The sequence below is a fragment of the Cerasicoccus arenae genome (genome assembly GCF_014651635.1).
GTDB classification, from domain to species: domain Bacteria; phylum Verrucomicrobiota; class Verrucomicrobiia; order Opitutales; family Cerasicoccaceae; genus Cerasicoccus; species Cerasicoccus arenae.
Map to the genome: position 1 here is coordinate 14,975 of NZ_BMXG01000023.1, position 22,445 is coordinate 37,419.

Sequence of the window (22,445 nt, forward strand, 5' to 3'; positions counted from 1 at the left end):
TTAATCTACATGAATCTCGAAGAATTTTACGCAATCAACAGCGCCTACCCGTGGTTTTTCGCCTTCTGGGCATTTGTGTTTGGCGCATGCTGGGGAAGCTTTTTTAACGTCGTAATCTATCGTTATCCAGCGAAATTATCAGTGGTGAAGCCTGGTTCGCACTGCTTTGCCTGCCAGACGCCGATCAAGTGGTACGACAATTTGCCGATTCTCAGTTGGTGCATTTTACGGGGAAAAGCTCGCTGCTGTGGAGCGCCGTTTTCGATGCGCTACGCCATTATCGAGGCGCTGACGGGTGGCTTGTATATGTGGACCTGGATTGTTTATAGCGACGATCTGGGCGTCGTTGTTGCGATCTGGATTTTCCTGGCACTGCTCATTTGTGGGCTTTTCATCGACTACGATACGCAATTTTTGCCAGACCTGTTTACCGTTTGGGGGCTGGTGTTCGGCTTTATCCTTTCTTGTCTTTACCCCGAGCTGCATCAGCAGGGAGGGAGCGGAGATCCACCGTTGCTGGAGCATATTCGCAGTGCCGCCTTGAGTGCGACGGGAGGAGTCGTGGGGGCTGGAGTTATTCTTTGGGTTGGGCTTCTCGCCGAGAAATTTCTGCGCAAAGAAGAAGCAATGGGCTTTGGTGATGTGCTTTTAATGGGATGTATCGGTGCCTTTATTGGCTGGAAAGGTGCGATTTTTGCGATCTTTGGAGGGTCATTATTTGGCACATTGGTCGTGTTGCCGATGATGCTGGTTAACTCGCTTTTCGGCACCAAGTTACGTCCCGGAAAGACTGGTGAAGTCGAAGAAATGGCACCGCCGAAAAAGATGGATGAAGCGGAAGACGCGGAGACTACTGAACCGGAGGCGGATCTAAACATGCAGGCCAAGATTCCCTTTGGGCCTTGGTTAGCTATTGGTGCCGTTGTTTATTTGCTACTTGTTCGGGATTGCGTGGATGGCTATTTCGAGAGCACACGAGCTCTTATATTCTCGCCGGTCCCGCTCTATTGATTATTACCTCGTAGCCAGACTTCTTTGACTTTGGGCATGGCAAAGAGGTCGTCCGAAACATGCGGGTTTAATTGGAGACTGGTCACTTCTGAGTAGCCGTAAATTTGATCTTCGAGGACGAGTTCGGTCTTCATTGGTAACCAGATGCCCTCGATGTTATCATATTTCACGTAGAAGCTGTCGATGTCGACAATTACGCCATTGCGCTCTTCTCTCCGGCCTTGCCGTGTGATCAGGTAATTTTTGGGGTGGAAGTAGAAGAATTCCGTGAGTCCATCGGGATGGAAGAGTTTAACCAGGTAATTCTTCTGTTTGCGATTGTTGACCGCTCCCATGTATTCGAGGACGCAGCCTTCCTCCTCCCATCGCATTAGAATGTCGTCAAAGGCAGCTAGTTGGATGAAGTTCTTCTTTTCTTTTCCGCCCATTTCCTTGGGGAAGGGGTGTTTTTGTGTCAGATCGTATGTCCATGCATCTGTCCCGTCGTAGCCGGATATGACCTTATATTCGCGCCCGAGACTTTCAGTGATGAGCTCTAAACGCAGCTTATCAGGGCGCTCACGGTAAGAAATTGTGCGGTAATCCTTTTTGCCCTCGCGAATCGTCTCATGGATGATCGCCGAGTGGATCGCTTTTTGGCGGTCTTTGCCGCCGGAGGCCTTCAGATAAGTTTCTACGAGCTTGGCGGCAATGGGATCGGTTTGAGCGGGAACAGGCTCACGCAAGGAAACTTCCGTCTGGGTTTCCTCTTCACCGGAGGATTCATTCTGTGCGGGCAAAGTGGTCGCAAGAATTAAAACTGCGAAGATGGAGTAGAGGGCTTTCATTGACATCCTTTCCTAATGGAATTGTCAGAACTGACAACGCTTGACTGCGGAAACCGGAATTATGACATACTTTTACGGAACGATGATATCGGTGTCGGCGCGAAGCCAGCGCTCGATTTTTTCGATCATGGTCCCGGCAACAGTATCATTCTCCGCCGAAAGCATCTCCAACGGTTGATGTATGATCGATCGAGCTCGCTCTTGCTCGCGGGTGGGCATATCAGCGAGCCAATGTTGCCGCACAGCGTAGCCTTCCTCGGCGGCGTATCGGTAGAGGGCCTTGAGGTAGACGCATTGCGGTAAGGTGGAGCTTTCGAACGCATTAAATGCATCGATGGCCAACTGGGCGGTTGGGGCAAAGAATTCGGTATGGGGGAGGTTGCGCCATAGCAGCTCTCCGAGCCTCGTGGCAAGCTGCAAGGTGCGGTAGCTACGAGCGAGAGCCCGACGGCTATGTTCAAGGCGATATTCCTTGAGAAACCAAGTTGTCGCAGAGCTGGAGCCTTCCAGATGGAATACAGCTTGATCGAAGAGGTCGGGACTGCTGCCAGAATTCTTATTGGATCGCCGCCACATGGCCACTAGACGGCCTTCATCTGGGCTCAGAATGTTTAACCGCAGGAAGCGTTCGCCCGAGGGAACTGTCGCCAGCACAACGCCAACTGCCTGAAGCTCACGTGCGGGCATCGGCTATATATTACCAGAAGCGGTCTCTACCGTGAGTTCATCTGTGCCCTCTCGAAATGGCGGAGTGACGGCTCCCCCGGACACAATCAGCTTCATCCCATCGGCAATGGTCATTTCCATGATAATCACTTCGTCGCGTGGCACCATGAGCAGGAAGCCGCTGGTTGGGTTCGGCGTTGTGGGTACGAATACATTGACGACTTCCGCGCCAGTTTTGTTTTGGACTTCGCCTTTGGCGTCGCTGGTCAGGAAGCCCAATACATAGACTCCCTTACGCGGATACTCGGTGAGCACCACTTTCTGAAATACGGCCTTCTGCTGTTTGCTGAAGGTGTCGACGATCTGCTTGACCGTTTTATAGACCGCATTAATGAACGGCACTGCGTTGATGATACGCTCACTCAGATTGATGAAAATGCGCCCGATGAAATAGCGGGAGAGGAACCCGAGCAGCGTGATGACAAGCACCACGATGAAAATCGACGCGATGCTGAGCAACAGTTGGATGAACCATTGGTTGCGGATGGCTTCGTCAATAAATTGGAAAATCGCATTGCTGATCGGCTCACCGATTCGTGACAGCATGAAATTCACTACGAAAATGGTGACGCCAAGGGGGGCGGCAATGATAAGGCCGGCAAAGAAGCCGTTGCGCAGTTGGCGAAGCATAGTTTGGAAATAAGGAAGCCCCTAATCGGACTGATTAACTAAGTAATGATGGCAAACCGAACAATAGGAACAGGAAAAGCGCCATGATTAGCACGGCAGATAAGATACAACCGGCTTTTGTGCGTCCGTCAAATCCTCCGGGGGAGAATTCCATCGGAATGTCGGTATCGATTATTACTGGCTCAATTTTTGTCGTCGCTCCGACTGGTGTTGGATTGATAGGGGGGGGGGGCGCTTGCTTCGACTGGGAAGCGGCCAAAGTTGCCCCAGAGAGGGGGGAGGGGGGGGGGACTGGTAGGGTCGAAGCGTCGGCCTGCTTGATCTGCTGGTCGAGCCATGCTAGGTGTTCACGGACGCGGTCGCGCTGAGCGCGTAATTCGTTCAGGTCGAATGACATGATGAGCGTAGGGTCAAAAACGTATTCTGCGAATTCGCTCCAATGATGCGAGCAAGAAAAAGGCGCCATCCCGAAGGAAAGCGCCTGTAAGTGTGAAACCAGGAGTGTGGTTTAGACTTCGACCAAGTGTGGCACGACCTTCACCTTGCGGTGTAAACGGTCCCACTCAACGACGCCGTCTTCCAGCGCGAACAGGGTGAAGTCCCGACCCATACCGACATTGTTGCCGGGGTGGAAGCGGGTGCCGCGTTGGCGGATCAAGATATTACCAGCGCGAACTTTTTCGCCGCCGTATTTCTTGACGCCGAGGCGCTTTGATTCACTGTCGCGTCCATTTCTGGAAGTTCCTTGTCCTTTTTTATGGGCCATGACTGGTTAGGCGTTAATGGATTCGATCTTAATGACGGAAAGTTCTTGGCGATGTCCGGTCGTGCGGCGATAGCCCATACGACGGTGCATCTTATGGATGACAACTTTCTTGTCGCGCTTGTTTTCGAGAATCGTTGCTGCGACGTTAGCGCCTTCTACGTAAGGTGCGCCGAAACGCGTATCTGCGCCTTGACCGACACAGAGCACTTTGTCGAGGGTTACTGTATCGCCCGCCTGCGAGTCTTTATAACGATTCACGAAGATCACATCACCTTCTGTGACGATGAACTGGCGGCCTTGGGTTTCAATAGTTGCTTTCATTTTGGAAAATGGGAAAACCGCCTAAAAAAGCGGATTATATGCGCAGTGCAAGGTTTTTTTGTAAACCTGCTCAAGGTTTTTACAAACAGGAAGTTCCGGAAGATCGGCAATGAAATCAGAACCTGACGGATCAGGAACTTTTCTCAAAGCAGATGTTTCGGTTAAAAAACGTATTTACTGAGCTTGTCAGCAAGTAACTTCACCGCTTATTGGTGGATGATTAAATCATGGAAATTGCCGAAGCCCAGACCTATTTTCAACAAACTGAAGTTGTTGACCACTATGCCCATGCTGTTAGTCGTGTTGGCTTGTGGGTGAGCGAGGAGCGCATCTTTCGCCGTGTTTTCAAGCCGGAGGACTCTATTCTTGAGTTGGGCTGCGGGGCAGGGCGGATTGCTTTTGGCCTCTGGGAGTTGGAATACCGCCGTGTGATGGCCACGGATTATTGCGCGGAAATGGTCGCTGAGGCACGACGGATCAATCAGGTGCTGGAATATGGCGTGCCGATTCAGCGAGCCGACGCTACGCGCTTGCCCTTTAGTGATGGCGAGTTCGACGGTGCCATTTTCGGCTTTAATGGCCTTATGCAGATACCGGGACGCGCTAATCGCCAACGAGCCATACAGGAAATTTCCCGTGTCATTAAGCCTAGCGGTTGGTTTGTTTTCACGGGGCATGATCGTAACCGCCACGGACGCAAGAGCTTCTGGCGTGATGAAAGCAAGCTTTGGCAGAAAGGGCGTCAGCATCCTCAGGTGAAAGAATTTGGCGATCTCTACTACGAGGGAGACGAAGGTTATTGGATGTATATCCATGCGGCGGACTCCAGTGAAGTTCAGGCGGATTTGGAAGCAGCGGGTTTCCGAGTGGACGCCTCGGCGCTGCGATCTGAAATTTGCATGGAACCTGCGGAAGTCCGTGATTTCTCAGATGATACACGCTTTTGGATTGCGCAAAAAAATGCTGATAGCCCGGCCTAAATCCGTGCTTCACATTTGCAGGGTCTGCGTTAACCTTCACCCCTTCAACCCTACCGTCTTTTAAATCAATATGATGATCTCCTTTCGTAACTTTGCCTTTTTCGTTCTTCTTTCCAGTGTCGGCGCGCTTAATGCTGAGCCGATCGATCAGTTTCTGCAAAAGGCGCGGACGCAGTTGGGGCCAGAGAGCGTGCTGGATGATGTAGAGGCGATTCATTATAAAGGAGTCGTAATATCGCCCAGTGGAGAAAAAATGTCGGATCTGGAGCTGATTTTTGACAAGCCCAACCGCCAGCTGCTGCGCGAAATGCGCGGAGACGTCGTCAATGAAACCGCTGTCAATGGCTACGAGGGCTATGTGATGAGCTACGACCCCAATGATAAGACGAAGAAGCTGGTGCAGGTATTACGCCCAACACAGGTCAAGCGGCTCATGGCGAATGCGGTTGAAAATCTGAATTTCTTCAATGGTCCCAATAAAATACGCGGGGCAACTATCACGGACGAAGGAATTGTGGATTATAACGGGAAATCTGCGCGCAAGGTAAATTTTGCCTACCCGCTCGACCTGTATTACATTCGATATTTTGATCCCAACACGGGTGAGCTTTTGGCGACAGTGAGTAGCGATGGCCTGACAATGACGGAGAAGGATTCCTTGAATGTCGGCGGTATCAAATTCCCTAAAACCGTTGAGACCTACGATGAGACTGGTGCGTTGTTGCGCACAGTCAAGTTCACTGAAGTTACGGTGAATGAGCAGGTTCAGCCGGGAGTATTTGATTTTCCAGAATAAGGCGCGGATAAAGTCATTTTCCCAGTTGCGCGGTCTGGTGGCATGCGCCAAGGTTGCGCGTTATGAAAATCCTGGAGTACGGCCAACCTGGCTTTGCACAAAAACTGAAACGGGCTTGCCCATCATTTCGCGCTGCGGATGAAATTGCGGAAACAGTCCGCACGGTCATTGCTGATGTTGAGCGTGAGGGCGACAAGGCGGTTTTTCGCTATACTGAAAAGTTTGACAAGGCCAAGCTGACAGCGCGCACGTTACGTGTGAAGGCAGACGAGCTATCAGCCGCGCCGAAGACGTTGACGACCGCGCAGCGCAAGGCGATCAAGGAGGCCATTCATTGCGTCAAGGATTTCCACCGCAAGACCATGCCGCAGTCCTGGCACGCGAAGAATCCGCATGGTGCTACGGTGGGTGAGGCATTTTTCCCTATTCAGCGAGTTGGCCTTTACGTGCCCGGTGGCCAAGTGCCTTTGGTTTCGACAGTGATCATGAGCGCGGTGCTGGCCAAGCTGGCTGGCTGCCCTGAGGTGGCAGTTTGCACCCCCCCGGGCAAGGATGGCTCCGTGAGCCCAAGCCTACTCGCTGCGCTGCATTTGTGCGGCGTTGAAGAAGTTTACAAAATCGGAGGTGTTCAAGCGCTGGCCGCTTTGGCTATTGGGACGAAAACCGTGCCTGCTGTTGATAAAGTTTTTGGCCCTGGCAATGCCTACGTCATGGAGGCCAAGCGTGCGTTGTTTGGTCGGGTAGGGGTGGATCTTTTACCAGGACCGAGCGAAGTACTCATCATCGGTGATTCGACTTCAAATCCTGCCTTTATCGCAGCGGACCTTTTGGCTCAGGCCGAGCACGGCACGGGCAAAGAAAAGGTATTCCTTATTGTTGAGAGCCGCGAACAAGCAGCTGCCATTCAGGCCGAGATTACGGCGCAGGCCGAGACGTTATCACACCGTGACGCCGCCTTGGGCGTGTTGAAGCACCATGGGTTTTGCGTGATCGCAAGTGATCTGGAAGCGATTGCCGAGATCGCCAACTATATTGCCCCGGAGCATTTGGAGCTGCAAGTTAAGCCCGACTCACGGAAAATACTTGCGAAGAAAATTACCACTGCCGGTGCGATGCTTATAGGAGGAGAAACTCCCACGGTGCTGGGAGATTTTACCGCTGGCCCGAGCCATACGCTGCCAACTGATCGCACTGGCCGCTTCTTTGGCGGCATGCAGGTGACGGACTACATGCGTCGCACCAGCATCGTTGAATACGACGCCAAGTCCATTGCTTTGGCTTGGCCCGTTGTGCGCGCCTTTGCGGAAATGGAACAGCTCGATGCACATGGCCGCAGCTTGGAAATGCGTTTGGAAAAATGATCCACTTTCGCCCAATTCATTGTCTGGCGCTTTGGCTGTCTTTCTGTGTGCTGTCTGCCGATGAGGTGCTTATCAGAGAAGAGACGGCCACTGTCTCTGTTGATGGCAAAACCGTTGTCGAGACCATTGAGGAAGTTGTTCCAGTTGTAGAGACGCCTGCCAAGACTCCGGTGGCCGAGCCGGATCGCGATTATCTGTTTTCGCTGCTGCGTTACCTCTATCGCTGGCACATCGATGCGCCCATGCTGGCGGAGGACTTTGACGCTATTGATGACGTGGTCATCGGCTATCGCGAACTCTTCCCGAAAACTGATGCATCGGACCATAGTCGCTTTGCCGAAGTGATGGTGCCGCTGGCCCGGACTCGGGTACTGCTCAAGCAGGCGGATTACGAAATTGAAGAGCTCGGGTTGGAAGTGAAAAATCAGCGCTTCAATGTCGTAAATGTATCCTACGAGCGCGATTTTGTCTGGGACCCAGAGCTTTACTCCGTGCAGGTTTATACGCTCGAGGAAGTCTTTGACTGGCTCCACGAAACGCGCAATGATCGGCTGTTTCCAGGGCAGGAATTATTAGCCTTGATCCGCAAAGAGGTGCAGGAGGAAGTCAATGCCGAACGCCCGGATTTAATGGACCCATCGGCCCCGCAAATTGTTTATTTGGCACCCGCTTCAGAGGTCATCAACGAGGTCTGGATTTACTGGGAGAGTGGCCATCACCTTGTGCATTTTACCTCGGATGACGATCTGGCGGACATCGATACATGGAAGAGCGAGCTGCACCGCGTTGAGCTGATTGACTTGGAAGAGGATGTTGTCGTTTCCGCGTTGGAAAAGCCCGGCAGCAATGCCTACATAACCAAAGATTGGGCGGGCCGCGTGCTTTTTAACTGCATCGTGCTCGGCGTGAAATTGGTCCTGCCGCCGGCGAATTCTGGCTCACAGCAGGTCATTATACAGTAAGCACTACTGCGGAGGGGCGTCGGCTCGCGGGTCCGTTCCAAAGAGCTGCATCGCGCCGTATTGGAGATCAATAAACCAGCTACCAACGGGGTATATCAGGATTGCAGAGAGCATTGCATCAACCATCACGCGCTGCATGTAAGGCAAAATGCCGACTTCAGGGCTTAGCAACGCAGACTGTATAAGGATAAGCAGGGTGTTGGCTGCGGCCAATGCAGTTAGCAGTTGGAATCGCCGAAACCGTCGTAGCTGGCTGCTGAACTGGCGAAAAATTACGTAGCCCAAACCATAAACCACCAGAAATGGCGCGATCTTTTCACTGTACGGCGCTGCATAAAACAAAGCCGTGGCAAGGCAAAGCGGAATACCCCAGCGGGGTGGCACATGGAGTGCTGGCAGAAGGGTTAGAAGTCCGGGAAGGCAAAAATAAAACCCATAAAGCGAGACCGTGTCATTCACCAGCCGTAGCAGCGCGATTAGCAGAAGATTTGCGAAAAAAAACAGGGGCCAGCGCAGATCAAGTTCCATCCCCGTCCTCCATTTCACTTCGCTCGACTGCACGCTCCTGGCCAAACGGAATCACGACGGCGACTTCTCGCAAGCCTGCCAATTGCGGGCTGAGTCGCACCGTAGCACGCTGAAAATATCCATCCGAACCAGGCTCTAGCGTCGTAATTTCACCGATAGTTAACCCAGCAGGAAAAATGCCTCCCAGTTCCGAAGAGACTAATTTACGCGGCTCGTTGGGCGTCACTGTGATGGTGGGGGGGACGTTCAATGCCTCGCCACGCGGCGGACTGAAGGGTGGGTTGATGACGCCCAGATAAGTCACCGGCGCTGCCTCACCCACGACATTCGCCGCCATACGAAAGCCCGGACTGCTGACCAGCTCCACGGTCGCCGTGTAGGCAAAAACTTCGCGCACACGGCCTACCACGCCGCCATTGTAAATGACCGCCGCTCCTACGGGGATGTCATAGTTTTCGCCTTTGCGGATGACGAGTTGTTGCCACCAGGCGGAAATGTCACGCTGGGCCACGCGGGCGATTTCGTAGCGAAATTCTTGTCGCGACGGCAAATTAAGAAGACTCTCCAAGCGTGCTATTTCGGCGTCTTTGGTCAGGTTTTCCTGTTGGGCGACCTGATACGTTGCATTCAATCGGGAAAGGTCCCGCCCGGCTTCAATTAAGTCATTTTTTGATCGCGTCCTGAGGGACCAATAAGTCTGCAAATCCTTTGCGTAGCCTTGTACTGCGATCAACGGCGCCTGGAATTCAAAAAACGCGTCCTTCCCGAATCGTTTGATCGCGATTGGCGTGAGCTCCCACAACGCCAAGAAAAGCAGCAACGCAATGAGCGGCTTTAGTAGACGGAGGGATTTCATCGGGGAGGTTAAAATACAAAGGTTAAAGTTTAAAGCATCAGCATGTGACGGGAGAAACAGCAGGTGAATAGTTGCTGATTAACCAAGACCAAAGAAAGTCAATCGAGACGCAAGTCCCCAATTCTTTAACCTTTCTAACTTTGGCCTTTAAACTCCTCTACGACGCATCCCGGAGCCACCAGTTCAGGTCTTGCAGGACGATACCGGTGCCGTTGGCGACAGCGGAGAGCGGGTCTTCAGCGAGAATGACCGGAAGTCCGGTCGCTTCGCTGATCAGCTTGTCGAGATTGCGAATCATCGACCCACCGCCAGCCATCACGATGCCGCGGTCAACCAGATCGGCGGAGAGTTCAGGCGGGCAACGCTCCAATGCAGAGCGGACGACTTCGATGATGGAATTGAAAACGTCGGCCAGCGCATCACGCACTTCTTGTGAAGTGATGTGCAAGGTTTTCGGCAGGCCTGCAACGGAGTCCCGGCCTTTAACTTCCATCGTCAGTTCTTCTTCGAGTGGATAGGCAGAGCCGACGCGAATCTTGATTTCTTCTGCAGTGCGCTCACCGATCATCAGGTTGTAGGCGCGCTTCATGTAGGCGATGATGGCGTTGTCCATCTCGTCACCACCGACGCGGAGCGAACGGGTAAACACGACGCCAGCCAATGAAATAATGGCGACTTCAGTCGTGCCACCGCCAATGTCGACGATCATGTTGGCGGCTGGTTCTTCAATGGGAAGGCCTACGCCAATTGCGGCAGCCATCGGCTCTTCGAGCAAAAGCACTTCGCGAGCACCGGCATGAATTGCAGATTCCTTAACCGCGCGGCGCTCGACTTCGGTAATGCCGCTGGGGACGGCTACGACGACACGGGGCGGTACAAACTTGGTGTTGTGCGCGACCTTCTTGATGAAGTGGCGCAGCATGGCCTCGGTGATCTCAAAGTCGGCGATAACACCGTCTTTCATGGGGCGGAGGGCGGTGATGTTGCCGGGGGTCCGGCCTAGCATGCGTTTGGCTTCAATGCCTACGGCACGCACTTTTTTGGTGTTATTATAAACGGCGACCACGGATGGTTCCCGTAAGACAATACCCTTGTCGCGGACGAATACGAGGGAATTGGCGGTCCCGAGGTCAATTCCAATATCGTTGGAGAAAAAGTTCAGCACAATTGATAAAGGAATGAACGGCACGAACTTGTCAAAGACAAACAGCGTGTAAACAATGGTTTATGCGATTTGTCTTCACTTGCGAGACCGTAAAGCCTCCATATTGCCTACTCTGCGCTTGGAAATCCTGCGGTTTGCACGACTGGCACGACTTCACCAATGACTGATTGGAGGCGCGCAAGCCCGGCTTCGCGTCCGTCGGGGCAGTCCGTTTGTGCGAATAAATAGGCCCAGCGGTGACTTTGCAGGCGAGTCAACCTATCCCAGGCAAACCAAGCCATCCGCTCGATATTTGTTGCGGCAACGCGGTCCCGACCAACAAACCAATAGGCAAACAAGCCAGGGATGACTACTTCGCCGTCCTCGGTCTGTACTGTGCGCTCGATTTCAAGTACTGTCGCCTCTAAGCCATCGGGCATCCCAGGTATGGCAAAATCGTGTAGGCTCTTGCGTTCAATGCGCCAGCCTTGCCCGACGAGGCAAAGTTCAGGCCGATGAATGGCCCCTCGGCCTTTTCCGCAAAGCACAATCGAGAAGTAAACCAGTTCGCCACCACCGTCGAGATGGATGTAGTTGCTGCGTGAAAATCCAGTGTCGGGCGGCAGCACGGTGCGTTCAATTTCGCTTATGGGGGCCACCTTACCCGCCCACTCGAGGCCGGGTCCGAGCAAGTTGGGCAGTGGCTGTGGTTGCTCGCCATCAGCAGTCAGGCGGACGCCAGCTTCGGCGCTTCGGCCTAGGTTCTCGACCTTGGCGGCAAAGGCTGCACAAAGTGCAATGGAGCCCAGACCAACGACGAGCGTCAACCCCAGTGCTCGGGTGCTCGTTAGTGGTTTCTGTGATGTTTGACGAACGGCCAAAGGTTTTTCTGGTATCCATTTTTCCAAGGCAGACACCGTTGCCAGCGCCAGTCCCAGCACGATCACGAATACCAAAAAACCGAACCATTCGTGGACGACCATTCCAGCCTCTTGACCGAACCATTCTGCTGCGAGGATGATCGTAAAAATCCGCGCAACATTGCCGAGGTAGGCGAAGGGGAAGGCTACCGCTAGCAGGAATCCACGCCGCCACCAGGTGCGAAAGCAGCAATAGCCGACTAGCAGCGTCAACGCCGTTAGGGCAACGAGTGAACGGATGCCGGAGCAGGCAGGTTCGACGTCATAATTAAAGGAGCCGTCGGGCGAAATCAGGTGGGTGCCATTGCGAAACACACCGATGCCGACCAAGTGAGCGAGCGTGGTGGAGCTCTGGATAACCGCGAGTCGTAGGTAGAAACCAAATTCGTCAAAAAGGAACTCCAGGGGCAGCGCGAAAAGCAGGAAAAGGAGCGGAAAAGCGCTTGCGCGGCCAGCGCGTCGACCCCCAGCCAGCCAAGCAATACCATTGATGAAAACCAACAGACCGACGATCGAAATACGCGCTTGCTCGACGATCAGCCCGCCAGCATGCAGCGCTAGCCCTGCCATGATCAACAAGACCGCGGCTCGCGGGCAAGGCTCAGACGAATCCTCCGGCGTGCGTCGCCAGTTCCAGATCGTGAGGCCAATGGAAGTCAGCAGGATAATTGGCCCATATTCGGTCTGGCTGCGTGGGTTAAACCATTGTAATCCCCACCAGGCAAACAGCGATTCGGTATTGAAATATGAGCGCACGTTGTTGCCGTAAAACTGGAACAGCCATGCTCCCGCAAAGCTGAGCAAGGCGGCGCTGATCCAAGCCAATCGGTGTTGGGCGCTAGTCATAATCACCCGCATTCAAGGGCTTGGCCGCTGCAGCGCGAAGCTTATTTTGAAGCCATGGGCCAAGGGTGAGCAGGCAGCGTTCCGGGCTGAGGTGAGTCAGGCAGCGAGGCTCGTCAAAATGACAATAATCGCGGCAGGGAAAATGAGGGCATTGTGGATCGTGAAGTACGGCTGCGTCGGGGTGGCGTGGTCCAAAGCGTTCCGGTAAGTTAGGGCCCATAACCGCGAAGACAGGCGTGCCCAGTGCTGCTGCCAAGTGCGCGGGGCCGGAGTCATGCGCGAGGACGGCGTCCGCGGCACCCAAGACAGCGACGAGAGCAGGCAGGTCGAGTTGATCAAGGACAACGTCGGCCAGCGGACGGAGCATTTGACCGTGGCCGGTAGGGTCGGGGATGAGGACTAACGAAAACGCTGCTTGTCCGCTGAGGCTCGTCAGCACCGCCTGCCAGGAGGCTTCGGGCCAACGGCGAGTAGGTTGAGCGGCACCAGCGTGAAAAATTACCCAGGGTCGGGGGAGGTTGGCTAAATTTGGAGGGAGGGCGTGTTGGTAAAGGGGGGGGGGGAGGATTGGGCGATCGGGGGGATTGAGGCCTGCCGCACGGGCGAGTGTAATCCAGTCCTCGGATCGGTGACGCGGCATCTCAGGCCAGTCGAGGCCTGCGTTTAAAAAGGGTTGGCTCAAGGAGTGACGAAAACTTCGCCTTTGGCGGACGCCTGCCAGCCAAAGGAAAAGGTGGTCACGCGGGTCTGGTCGAGCGGACCAGCCGTCCGCAAAGTGAATGCCCCGCAGACGCTTAATCAATCGTAGGATTTTGGGCCAAGGCCATTGCCAGAGGCGATACTTACCGCGGAATACAGTCCACGGTGCCGACCACTCAATCCAGTGCACGGTGGGGTAAGCGGGCTCAAGTAATTGCCGGGAGGCAGGTTTGACGAGGGCGTGGACTTCGTCGCCAGCAGCGAGAGCGGCATCCAGTGCGGGAGTCATCAACACAGCATCGCCCAGCCCCCAAAGTTCGAGGAACAGGTGTTTGCGTGTGTGTGATGCGGACTTCGTAGCGATGGCCTTTATTAAACGGCATTAGGGAGGGCATTGGCCAAGCAAAAATGATTGGCTTGATACGGTGGTTGGCCATGCTGTGCGGCAGATGTATTGGGCACCCGCCATATTACGACCGCTGTGTATGATTGCTGGAACAATGCTGGCGCTGCTCGTTGGTTGGCAATTGGGAACGGGCAGTCTGTTTGGCCCCCTCGTGCTATGCGGCGGGCTGGCCTACATTTTGATAGTAACGATGCTTCGTTGCCATTGGGAGGCGTTGTTTATGGGGCTGCTAGTGTTGGGGTATCTGGTGGGCAACCGTGGGTTCGCGCAGCTCATGCCGCCGGGCCTGCCCATGCTTCCCGCCGAGGCAGGGGTGCTAGTCGTCTCTCTGGCGCTGATACTCCGCATTCCGCTGGAGCGCGATTTCTCGTTCCGGCTCACGCCGCTGACGGTGTTCATTGCGGTCTGGATGGCGACCTCTTCGGCGCACATGATTTTTGACCTATCGAGCTCGGGTTTTCTGGCCATTCGGGACTTCGCCATGGTCTATTATGCCGTCTTCTTTTTTGGCGGGATGACGTTGGCTAAACGGGAGCAGTCGATACGGATAATCGAGTGGGCGCTGGGAATCGGTTTTGCGCTGATGGCGGTCGGCTATCTGTTGTATCTGGTGGCACCGGAGATGTTTCATCAAATCAGGTATCGGAGCTCGCCGGTGATCTATTATAAAGGCGACTTGGTCGGCATCTTTGCGGCGGCGGGGATCTTCTTTTACTACGGCGTTTCGACGCGTTGCTCGGGCAAGTTGGAAAAAATCGGGCTGACGCTGCTCATGGGCTTGTCCGCCGGAGTATTGTTTTTAACGCTAGCTCGTTCCGCAATGGTCGGAGCTGCGATTGGATTATGCATCATGGTCATCGCTGGGCACTGGCGGATATTGCCGCGGCTGCTGCTGGTTGGGGTGCTCGGCTCGGCCTTGGTGATTGCGGTGGATATTTCTCACGAACGCCGCTTGGCGGAGAGCCAGCTGTATGCGGTCTTCGAGCACGGTGTGTCACTGGTAGATTTCGCGGGGAGCTACGATTACCAGAACCCCGAAAGCAAGGACACGGGCGATAACAATCGTTTCCGGCTGGTCTGGTGGCGCTCGCTGACCGAGCATGTTCTGGAGAATGGGCCGGTGCAGGGGCTGGGGTTTGGCTACGACTTGGCGAATCCTTTTATCCAGGAATACTACCCGCAGGGCAATGAAACTTTTCGCACGCGTAGCCCGCATAATTTCCTCCTCAGCGTATTTGGGCGAACAGGCATGATCGGCATTTTCTGTTGGGTGCTTATTCTGGGCGCGATGACAAATCAGGCTTGGCGATTGGTCCGCAAACAGAAGGCCCGAGAACCGCTTCAGCCTGCCTTAATCTTTCTGATCATGGCCTGGACGATCTTCTTTGGGGCGCTGTTTCAGGTGGTGCTGGAGGGGCCGATGGGCGCGGTGCTTTTCTGGCTCTTGCTTGGCCTGTCCCAGATGACATTACCAAAGGCATCCGAGGAAACGACCGACGAGAAAGCATTAGCCGCAGAGAATGCGTGACGCGTCTTCAACACATCAACCACCCTTTGATTTGCGGTAGCGCAAAATAGCCGATGGCGGAAGTCTTAGATAGAGTGATTGGATGGCTCGATTATAGTGCTGGAAGGTGCGTGCGGCAAGGCGATCCAGTGCGCGTTCTTTCTCCCCCAAGGGAGCATCGGGCAGGCAATCGGGTTCGTCGGCAAATTTTCCGGCGAGTGAAAAGCGGTTGGCCCAGTATTGGCGATAACGGGCGATTTTTTGGCGTTCAGTTGGTGTGAGGATTTCCGCACGATCCGGTGGAACGATGATTTTCCCTTGGGCGAGCGGGCGATGCAGATCGCGCTCGGTGCCGATGGCGAAGGCTGGCGCGAAGGCTTGGGCATTCACGCAATTTTCATCAATGCCGAGGAAGCGCCAGACTTTAGCCAAAGCGGCGTCGGGGCTCTCTAGAAGGTGGTGATAGCTGAGCTGATGGACGTTGGCGGCCGGGTTGTCGAAGGTTTCGAGAAGGCGCTCCAGACCGATGAGGAACCACGCGTCGAGCATAGGCTTGCAGAAATACCGGCTTTTGGCGGCGGCATGACGCACACTGCGTAGGATGTCCGCCGGTTCGCGCCAAAGCATAATCAAACGAGCCTGCGGATTGTCGCGTAGCAATGCTTCTGCGGAGAAGGCGTAGACCGGGCTTTTCTCACCGCCATAGCGAGCACCAGTTTTTCCGGCATATTCAGAAAAAAGTCGTTGGGCGGCCATGCCCCAATTGGCGGGCGGTTGGGGGTCAAAACCTGTCGGCAGGTCTGCACGGGAGAGCGAGCCGTTCCAGAGGTCCCAGCGCTTGCGCCAATCACTCCTTGGCTGAGGGCCAGGCATGCGTGGGTAGCGATCATGGAGGTTGAGCTCGTAGATGAGAGCCACCTCGGGGTGCGCATTGAGGAGGCTGTGCAGGAGCGTGGTGCCTGAGCGAAACGCGCCCAGCGCCCAGAGTGTTTCTGGCGGCGCTACCATCGCCCCATGATGCCGTAGGTGATCCAAGTGAAGCCTGCTGTCCACATGGCAACCAAGGCCAGCGAGAATAATAAAATGACCGGATTGACCCCAAACAACAGGCCATAAAGCCCATTGCCAGCGATGATTAGGAAATTGCCGCCGAAAATGCCCCATAGGTAATCACGAGTGCGTCGGGTCATGCGCGGGCGCATGTCTTCATCGGTGATGACGAGCTTGTCGGGGTCTTCGTGGGAGCGGTTGATCGCAAGCACTTCGTAGGCATCGGTGGCCAATGCGGCTGGGGCTTCGGCCTCTGCCTGATAACGCTCAGTTCGCAAGTGAATCGTCGATGGGGGAAAAAGAAAGCTGTCAAGTTCTGGCCAATCGCTAATGGCGATCCATTCGCTGTTGTCTGGCGGTGCCACGAGGGTGTTTCGGCTAATCACTCCGGTCTCGGAAAATTCTTTGAGTTGGTCGAGTAGGTAGGGGCCACGTGCTTGCTTGGCCTCGGAATCAAAAAAATATAGCCGCTCGCTGCTCATGTGTCGGTTAGAAGCCCGCAAGACTATCGGGTGCGGACTGGTTTTCCCGTTCTTTTTTGGCTTTCCCAAGGAGATCGTCGGTGTTGATCATGAAGATCATAATGGAATTGCCGTTTAGGTTTGCGGCCATCTCACCATCAGTGCGGTGAAGGTTGTTCGGTAACAATGGCTTATAGTCTTTGTTGGGGTATTTATCCTCGGGTAGAGCACCTTTAACCCAGGAAGAGGAGGCTTGGTTCATGGCCAGAAGCCCGTTGGACTCAGCCTCATTGATACTGCCTGAACGTGTGTAAACTTCAAGCACTGAGCGATCCTTATAATACACGACAAAGAGCAACCAGCCGTCAGGCTCACGAACCGGTTTCCCATCTCTCCCTACGAGCTCACTGCTGAAGGCACGGTCGTTACCAACCTTTTTATAGTAAACGCCGACAGACAGGTTTAGGTCGTCATGGGGTACTAATTCGCCTTTTGAATTGGGTGTGAGCATGGCCGACTTGAGCGGGGAGCGATCCAGGTAGAAGTTGGCAATGTCATCGTCGATAACGATGCCCCGATTGCCCGCAGTGATCCGGCGCTCGATGGTGGATTTACTTTCGCCAATGCGTGCGTGAGCGGTAATGACTGCCAACATGCAGGCGGCGATTAAAGCAAAGGTGCGGGGCGGGAAATATGTCATAACGACGACTAAAAACTTACTTTTCCACTTTGGCAAGCATCACACGAATTCCCGGAAGGCATTGACTTACCTTGTCTGCAGGGCTAGGTTTCGTTTGTGGATGAGAGGCATGGTTCGTGGGTGAAAGTTTGCGCGGGATACGGATTGGTTGCGCTGTCCACTGTGCTTTGGCTAATGGCCCCAATGCCTTGGTGGGTGCCTGAACTCGCAATTTTTGTTCGGTTGTTGAGCGGGCTATTTATCATCGCACTGGCAGAATTGGCTTTTCATTACGGACTTTGTTTGCTTGGCCCGGAGGGGGCGCAGCACTTCAATCGCTGGGCCTGTTTAAAGCGTAGCTATCGCTGGCTGATACATTGAGTTTTGCACGGAAAAAGCCCTTGGGCGAAACCAGTGGCTTTGAAAATGCGCTCTGTCGTGGGATTGACCTCTAATCGTGTTCTGGAAGATCAGGCGAATTAAAGCTTGTCATTGATTCACGATCACCCAATTTTTACCGGTTTTCCCAAATTGCCAATTAACCAGACCGTACCATGCGCGACGAATACTTAATCGAAGCCCAGAAGAAAATAGAAGATCCCAACATCCTGATCAACGTGGTTAGCCGCCGCGTGAAGCAGTTGAAGTATGGGATGAAACCCTTGGTCGAGTCCTTAGAAAAGCTCGAGCCTGAGGACATTGCTCTACGCGAAATCATCGAGGGAAAAATCGATTACGAACTGTATTATTCGGCTGACGGCCTCTAAGTGAGCTGTTTTGAATTTTCAGCGGATTGACTCGGTGAGGGTCAATCCGTTTTTTATATCCATGGCCAAGAAAAAGAAAGATGACCATATCCGGGAGTTGCGCAACGGCAAGGCGTTCCACAACTACTTCGTGGGCGATAAGTTCGAGGCCGGGATCAAGCTGACTGGCCCGGAGGTCAAGTCGATCCGCGCTGGAAAGGGCCAGATCACGGAGTCTTTTGTGCGGATTGACAGCGATGGTGTGCCCACGCTCTACCATGCTTACATCGACGAGTTTGTCTTCGACAACACAGGCACCCACAACCCGACGCGGGCACGGAAACTCCTTTTGCATAAAAAGGAAATCTCGCGTATCAAGCAGGAGATGGAAGCGGGTGGCCAAGCGCTGATCCCGCTGCGTCTTTATTTTAAACAGGCCTTGATCAAGGTCGAGATCGCGCTCTGCAAGGGCAAGCAACTCCACGACAAGCGCCAGTCTCTTAAGAAAAAGGAACAGCTTCGTGAGGCTGACCGTGCGGTGTCTTTTCGGCGTTAGTTGATTTTCTGAGCCATGCTCCACGTCGTCCTGCACCAGCCAGAGATTCCACAGAATACCGGTAATATCGGGCGGATGTGCGCGATTACACAAAGCCGACTGCACCTGATTCATCCCTTGGGATTCGTCATCTCTGACCGCCAGCTCAAGCGTAGCGGTATGGACTATTGGAGGGAGCTCGACGTTGAGCATCACGCAGACTGGAATGCATATCAGACATCTGCCGCGCCGTCGCGTTGCTGGTTGCTCACGACGAAGGCCGAGCGCACGATTTGGGATGTTGAATTCGCAGCAGAAGATGCCCTTGTTTTCGGCAATGAAGGCCATGGTGCACCGGAATCCTTACATCAGGAACTGGAGGCAACGCGGATAATGATTCCGCAATTTGCGACTGATCTGCGCTCGCTGAATCTCTCCACAGCAGCGGGAATTGTTGTTTATGAAGCCTTGCGTCAGATCCGTAGTCGTAATGAACCGGGGTAATATTTCCCCAAAAAAAGCCTAATTGACGCATGTTTGCGTCATTTCGTCATTGACGAGGCCATGCAGCCCTGTGCTTTTGTTAATGCATGACGAAGCGCATTATTCTTCTTATATTAACGGCAGTAACTTTGTTACTAGCGGGTAGTGGTTGTTCTTCTGCTGACACGGATGAGCACGGTGTCGTGCGTTCTTCCGGTGGTTGGTTCTAAACAGTCCCGATTTTTAGGCGGTTTAAGTAGGCGATGAGCGAATTGCCATCCAGAGGGAGACTTCGGAAGGCGATATAGCCATCTGGCCGAATTAAATAGAGAGCCTGAACTTGAGTTACGCCGTAGTTCTTGTGTGCGGTTAGTCGTGCATCGAGGTAGACGTAATCGGTTGAGTCCAATCCGCGCGGTAGTTTGCGCCCACTTACACAGGCACATTTAAGCCATTTTCCCAGCCTCCGTTGAGACTGTTCAAGGGTCAATTTCATGTGGCTCAGCTCATCTTCGTTGGCGTCAGAACTGATAAAGAGCAGGAGTGTGTAATGCGGGCCGTGGTAGAGATCATACAAGCGTGTGGGCTTGCCACTCTCACTTTGGGTTACAATGGCGTCCGGAGCACGGTCGCCAGGCTGTGGACCTTGGGCAAAGGGTGATCGCGTGCTGGCAGCAGCAGCCCCTAGGTACTCGCCCACGCATTTGGTGTCCCGGTAGTTTACGTCTATTTCTTCAATGGAATCGACCATTTTGTGTTGTACGATTCCGAGGCTCGCCATAACTGGGAGCAAACGGTTACGAATCGCTGCCCCAACGGGATTCTGCATGGTGGCAACCTTGGTCATGCGGTCCGTCAGTTCCACTACACCACGCCCGATTGGCTGACGTTCGGGGGAATAGCTTTCAAGTAAATCACCTAGGTTCTCTGATTTTAGTGCGAGCTTCCAAGCTAAGTTGTAGGCATCCTGCATGCCGGTATTCATACCTTGTCCGCCAGCAGGGCTGTGAATATGCGCTGCGTCGCCCGCCAAGAAAACCCGTCCATCACGGTATTCCTGCACAATGCGATGATGAATGCGGAAATTGGAAAACCATATGCCATCGCTGATGTGGCTTTGCTGCTTGGTGCGTTTATCCATGAGTTGCTGGAAATACGCTTCGTCCAGTTCCGGTTCATCAGTTGTAGAAACTGTAGCGATGACGCGGAATCGCTTGTCCCGCATAGGGAAGAGGATCAGGAAGCCATCACCGTGGAAAAACATATGCATTTCGTCTGGCGCGAGCGCGGAATCAATGTGGACGTCGGCTAAGGCGAAATGCTCCGGGTAGGCATTACCGTCGAAATGCATTCCTAAGATTTTGCGTACGATGCTATGTGAGCCATCGCAACCAACGACATAGGGGTAGGTGGACTTTTCTACCACGCCGCCTTTTTTGCGCAGTTCTACGGCGACGCCGTCTTCGTCCTGGGAAAGACCCATCAATTCCACGTAACGCTCCACCTTGTGCCCCATCTCAGCGAGCCGCTCAATGAATAGGGCTTCGGTCAGGTTTTGAGGAAGGTCCAGCGTGAAGTTGTGTTTGCTGTCGACTTCGCTCAAATTCACGTGTGTGAGCTGCTTGCCTCCCGCGTAAAAATTCATCCGGTGGACTTTCAGGCCACGTTCGATGAACCGGTCAACAAGGCCCATGTCTTCCAGCATTTCTAATGAGCGGGCGTGTATTCCGAGTGCTTTCGAGGTTTTTGAGGCTTCGGGGCGTTTTTCAATCAGACGAAAGGGAACACCGTAGCGGGCGAGTTCGCAGGCTAGACAAAGGCCAACAGGACCGGCACCAACAATTAAAATCGGGGAAGACATAAGTATCGAAGGAATAAAGTGATTACGCCGCCTTGAAAAGAATTTATGCAAATTAATTTATCGCACTGTGACCAGATTGGCAACGAGTGGTGTTTGAAAAATTTGTTTTACCCCAACCTTTAATAAGCCCGATTAGTCGAGATTCCAGTTTCATGGGGCATTCTAGGTATCGTATATTTTGTAGGGAAGCAATTCAAACGTCTGACTCGTTTGCATCTTCCAGAGTGAAGATAAGTGAAGTTTGCGACAGATTATGCGCGACTCCCAGCGGGCGCAGGCCATAGCCTTTACGGATGAACTTTGCGATACTTGGAGCCGGAGCCTGGGGCACGGCAATGGCGATACAACTTCATCGTGCTGGCAATCGGGTGACGCTGGCACCGCGTCGGATGGAACACGCACTCGCACTTGCCTCAGAGCGGGAAAATCGCGATTACCTGCCAGGGTATGCATTGCCGTCAGATATCCAGATCGGCTGTGAAATTGCCCCGGTGCTGATGGAGGCCGATTACGTCATTTTGGCCTGTCCGTCGACTGGTCTACGTGAACTCTGCGAAAAGGTTCGTGATGCATTACTCGGTGCAGAGCAGCTCAAGATGGCCATCGCCTTGTGCAAAGGCTATGAGCGCGAGACCCTCCGTGCCCCCGCAGAAATCGTCCAAGACCTTTTGCCTGAGTTGACTGCCGCCGTGCTTTCGGGGCCAACATTTGCGGGGGAAGTCGCAGCGGGCAAACCAACCGCGATTGTGCTCGCGGCTGAGGGTGACGCTGATCAACTCCTCGAAGCACAGCATGCCATTAGCAGCGAAAGTTTGCGCGTTTATCGGAGCAACGACCTGCATGGTGTGGAGCTCGGTGGTAGCTTGAAAAATGTCTATGCAATCGGAGCCGGTCTTTGTGATGGCTTGAAACTTGGTGACAACGCCAAGGCTGCCTATTTAACCCGTGCGCTTGCTGAAATGGTGCGCCTCGGGGCAGCGCTCGGCGGCAAGCCAGAAACCTTTTACGGCCTGAGCGGCTTCGGCGACCTGATTGCTACCTGTAATGGTGAATGGAGCCGTAATCGCACTTTTGGCGAAGCCTTGGCAAAGGGGCAGGGGATCGATGAACTACTCTCTGGCCGGAAGACCGTGGTGGAAGGCTACTGGGCTGCGCAATGTGTACAGGATATGGCCAAGAAAGTTGGTGTCGATGCGCCGATTTTGGGTGAAATTCACCGTGTTTGCTACTCGAAAGGGCATCCCACAGAGGTCGTGAGCAACCTGATGGGCCGTCAGCTCAAGGCCGAACATTGATTTGTTTGCGAACCGTGGCTACATTGAGATGCGTTAGTGCATTCTTTCA

Annotated in this window: 25 protein-coding genes; 10 read left to right on the forward strand and 15 right to left on the reverse strand. The window is 53.7% G+C overall.

The features are described from left to right. Nucleotides 1–9 precede the first annotated feature (9 nt). The gene (locus IE065_RS15140; RefSeq protein ID WP_189516601.1) at nucleotides 10–1,011 is read left to right on the forward strand and encodes a prepilin peptidase; all 1,002 of its coding nucleotides are present in this window, start codon (nucleotides 10–12) and stop codon (nucleotides 1,009–1,011) included. Here IE065_RS15140 and IE065_RS15145 read toward each other — a convergent pair. The 6 genes from IE065_RS15145 to rplU all read right to left on the reverse strand — a co-directional run bounded on the left by IE065_RS15145 (nucleotide 1,005) and on the right by rplU (nucleotide 4,281). Beyond that, nucleotides 1,005–1,838: a hypothetical protein gene (locus tag IE065_RS15145; protein WP_189516602.1), complete on the reverse strand. Its 834-nt coding sequence runs from the start codon at nucleotides 1,836–1,838 to the stop codon at nucleotides 1,005–1,007. The genes IE065_RS15140 and IE065_RS15145 overlap by 7 nt on opposite strands. Nucleotides 1,839–1,910: 72 nt before the next feature. Beyond that, a complete protein-coding gene (locus IE065_RS15150; protein ID WP_189516603.1) occupies nucleotides 1,911–2,525 on the reverse strand; it encodes a hypothetical protein in 615 nt (204 codons plus the stop codon). Nucleotides 2,526–2,528: 3 nt separating this feature from the next. Further along, a complete protein-coding gene (locus IE065_RS15155; RefSeq protein ID WP_189516604.1) occupies nucleotides 2,529–3,194 on the reverse strand; it encodes a DUF502 domain-containing protein in 666 nt (221 codons plus the stop codon). A 34-nt stretch (nucleotides 3,195–3,228) separates the two neighbouring features. Beyond that, the gene (locus IE065_RS15160) at nucleotides 3,229–3,591 is read right to left on the reverse strand and encodes a hypothetical protein (RefSeq protein ID WP_189516605.1); all 363 of its coding nucleotides are present in this window, start codon (nucleotides 3,589–3,591) and stop codon (nucleotides 3,229–3,231) included. Nucleotides 3,592–3,702: 111 nt separating this feature from the next. Next, complete coding sequence (gene rpmA / locus IE065_RS15165; RefSeq protein ID WP_189516607.1) at nucleotides 3,703–3,960, reverse strand: 50S ribosomal protein L27; 258 nt, start codon at nucleotides 3,958–3,960, stop codon at nucleotides 3,703–3,705. 6 nt (nucleotides 3,961–3,966) lie between these two features. Then, nucleotides 3,967–4,281 (reverse strand): 50S ribosomal protein L21, encoded by a 315-nt coding sequence (gene rplU / locus IE065_RS15170; RefSeq protein WP_189516609.1) that lies wholly within the window; start codon nucleotides 4,279–4,281, stop codon nucleotides 3,967–3,969. A gap of 227 nt (nucleotides 4,282–4,508) precedes the next feature. Between rplU and IE065_RS15175 the strand changes: the two genes are divergently transcribed. The 4 genes from IE065_RS15175 to IE065_RS15190 all read left to right on the forward strand — a co-directional run bounded on the left by IE065_RS15175 (nucleotide 4,509) and on the right by IE065_RS15190 (nucleotide 8,380). Continuing rightward, the gene (locus IE065_RS15175) at nucleotides 4,509–5,261 is read left to right on the forward strand and encodes a class I SAM-dependent methyltransferase (protein WP_189516611.1); all 753 of its coding nucleotides are present in this window, start codon (nucleotides 4,509–4,511) and stop codon (nucleotides 5,259–5,261) included. Between the two features lie 70 nt (nucleotides 5,262–5,331). Further along, nucleotides 5,332–6,057 (forward strand): hypothetical protein, encoded by a 726-nt coding sequence (locus IE065_RS15180; protein ID WP_189516612.1) that lies wholly within the window; start codon nucleotides 5,332–5,334, stop codon nucleotides 6,055–6,057. Between the two features lie 62 nt (nucleotides 6,058–6,119). Further along, complete coding sequence (gene hisD, locus IE065_RS15185; RefSeq protein WP_189516614.1) at nucleotides 6,120–7,418, forward strand: histidinol dehydrogenase; 1,299 nt, start codon at nucleotides 6,120–6,122, stop codon at nucleotides 7,416–7,418. Beyond that, complete coding sequence (locus IE065_RS15190) at nucleotides 7,415–8,380, forward strand: hypothetical protein (protein WP_189516616.1); 966 nt, start codon at nucleotides 7,415–7,417, stop codon at nucleotides 8,378–8,380. Before hisD ends, IE065_RS15190 begins: the two co-directional genes overlap by 4 nt. A gap of 3 nt (nucleotides 8,381–8,383) precedes the next feature. Here the strand turns inward: IE065_RS15190 and IE065_RS15195 are convergent, their stop codons facing one another. The 5 genes from IE065_RS15195 to IE065_RS15215 all read right to left on the reverse strand — a co-directional run bounded on the left by IE065_RS15195 (nucleotide 8,384) and on the right by IE065_RS15215 (nucleotide 13,662). Beyond that, nucleotides 8,384–8,764, reverse strand: coding sequence for a hypothetical protein (locus tag IE065_RS15195; protein ID WP_189516617.1), 381 nt, complete (start codon nucleotides 8,762–8,764; stop codon nucleotides 8,384–8,386). Between the two features lie 133 nt (nucleotides 8,765–8,897). Beyond that, entirely contained in the window at nucleotides 8,898–9,764 is an 867-nt protein-coding gene (gene mreC, locus IE065_RS15200; RefSeq protein ID WP_189516619.1) for a rod shape-determining protein MreC, read from the reverse strand. 157 nt (nucleotides 9,765–9,921) lie between these two features. Next, nucleotides 9,922–10,929 carry a rod shape-determining protein gene (locus IE065_RS15205; RefSeq protein ID WP_189516621.1) on the reverse strand — a complete coding sequence of 336 codons (1,008 nt, stop codon included), beginning with the start codon at nucleotides 10,927–10,929 and terminating at the stop codon, nucleotides 9,922–9,924. Nucleotides 10,930–11,036: 107 nt separating this feature from the next. After that, on the reverse strand, nucleotides 11,037–12,674 hold the full coding sequence (locus tag IE065_RS15210) for an exosortase/archaeosortase family protein (RefSeq protein WP_189516623.1): 1,638 nt from the start codon (nucleotides 12,672–12,674) through the stop codon (nucleotides 11,037–11,039). Further along, entirely contained in the window at nucleotides 12,667–13,662 is a 996-nt protein-coding gene (locus tag IE065_RS15215; protein ID WP_189516625.1) for a glycosyltransferase family 9 protein, read from the reverse strand. Before IE065_RS15215 ends, IE065_RS15210 begins: the two co-directional genes overlap by 8 nt. 196 nt (nucleotides 13,663–13,858) lie before the next feature. Here IE065_RS15215 and IE065_RS15220 point away from each other — a divergent pair, with 196 nt between their 5' ends. After that, on the forward strand, nucleotides 13,859–15,307 hold the full coding sequence (locus tag IE065_RS15220) for an O-antigen ligase family protein (RefSeq protein WP_189516627.1): 1,449 nt from the start codon (nucleotides 13,859–13,861) through the stop codon (nucleotides 15,305–15,307). A gap of 15 nt (nucleotides 15,308–15,322) precedes the next feature. On the opposite strand, the gene IE065_RS15225 is transcribed toward IE065_RS15220, so the two are convergent. The 3 genes from IE065_RS15225 to IE065_RS15235 are packed head-to-tail and all read right to left on the reverse strand — an operon-like array spanning nucleotide 15,323 to nucleotide 17,497. Further along, on the reverse strand, nucleotides 15,323–16,294 hold the full coding sequence (locus tag IE065_RS15225) for a sulfotransferase family protein (RefSeq protein ID WP_189516629.1): 972 nt from the start codon (nucleotides 16,292–16,294) through the stop codon (nucleotides 15,323–15,325). After that, nucleotides 16,288–16,818, reverse strand: a complete 531-nt coding sequence (locus IE065_RS15230; RefSeq protein WP_189516631.1) for a DUF4339 domain-containing protein — start codon at nucleotides 16,816–16,818, stop codon at nucleotides 16,288–16,290. The genes IE065_RS15225 and IE065_RS15230 overlap by 7 nt, the downstream gene beginning before the upstream one ends. A gap of 7 nt (nucleotides 16,819–16,825) precedes the next feature. Next, a complete protein-coding gene (locus IE065_RS15235; protein WP_189516633.1) occupies nucleotides 16,826–17,497 on the reverse strand; it encodes a hypothetical protein in 672 nt (223 codons plus the stop codon). Nucleotides 17,498–18,030: 533 nt separating this feature from the next. Between IE065_RS15235 and IE065_RS15240 the strand changes: the two genes are divergently transcribed. The 3 genes from IE065_RS15240 (at nucleotide 18,031) to IE065_RS15250 (ending at nucleotide 19,261) form a co-directional block, all read left to right on the forward strand. Then, nucleotides 18,031–18,243, forward strand: coding sequence for a DNA-directed RNA polymerase subunit omega (locus IE065_RS15240; RefSeq protein ID WP_189516635.1), 213 nt, complete (start codon nucleotides 18,031–18,033; stop codon nucleotides 18,241–18,243). A gap of 61 nt (nucleotides 18,244–18,304) precedes the next feature. After that, nucleotides 18,305–18,778, forward strand: a complete 474-nt coding sequence (smpB, locus tag IE065_RS15245) for an SsrA-binding protein SmpB (RefSeq protein ID WP_189516637.1) — start codon at nucleotides 18,305–18,307, stop codon at nucleotides 18,776–18,778. Between the two features lie 15 nt (nucleotides 18,779–18,793). Next, a complete protein-coding gene (locus IE065_RS15250; RefSeq protein WP_189516639.1) occupies nucleotides 18,794–19,261 on the forward strand; it encodes a tRNA (cytidine(34)-2'-O)-methyltransferase in 468 nt (155 codons plus the stop codon). A 205-nt stretch (nucleotides 19,262–19,466) separates the two neighbouring features. Here IE065_RS15250 and IE065_RS15255 read toward each other — a convergent pair whose 3' ends face one another. Further along, complete coding sequence (locus tag IE065_RS15255) at nucleotides 19,467–21,101, reverse strand: FAD-dependent monooxygenase (protein ID WP_189516641.1); 1,635 nt, start codon at nucleotides 21,099–21,101, stop codon at nucleotides 19,467–19,469. 293 nt (nucleotides 21,102–21,394) lie between these two features. On the opposite strand from IE065_RS15255, the gene IE065_RS15260 reads away from it, so the two are divergent. Further along, on the forward strand, nucleotides 21,395–22,396 hold the full coding sequence (locus IE065_RS15260; protein ID WP_189516642.1) for an NAD(P)H-dependent glycerol-3-phosphate dehydrogenase: 1,002 nt from the start codon (nucleotides 21,395–21,397) through the stop codon (nucleotides 22,394–22,396). Nucleotides 22,397–22,445 lie beyond the last annotated feature (49 nt).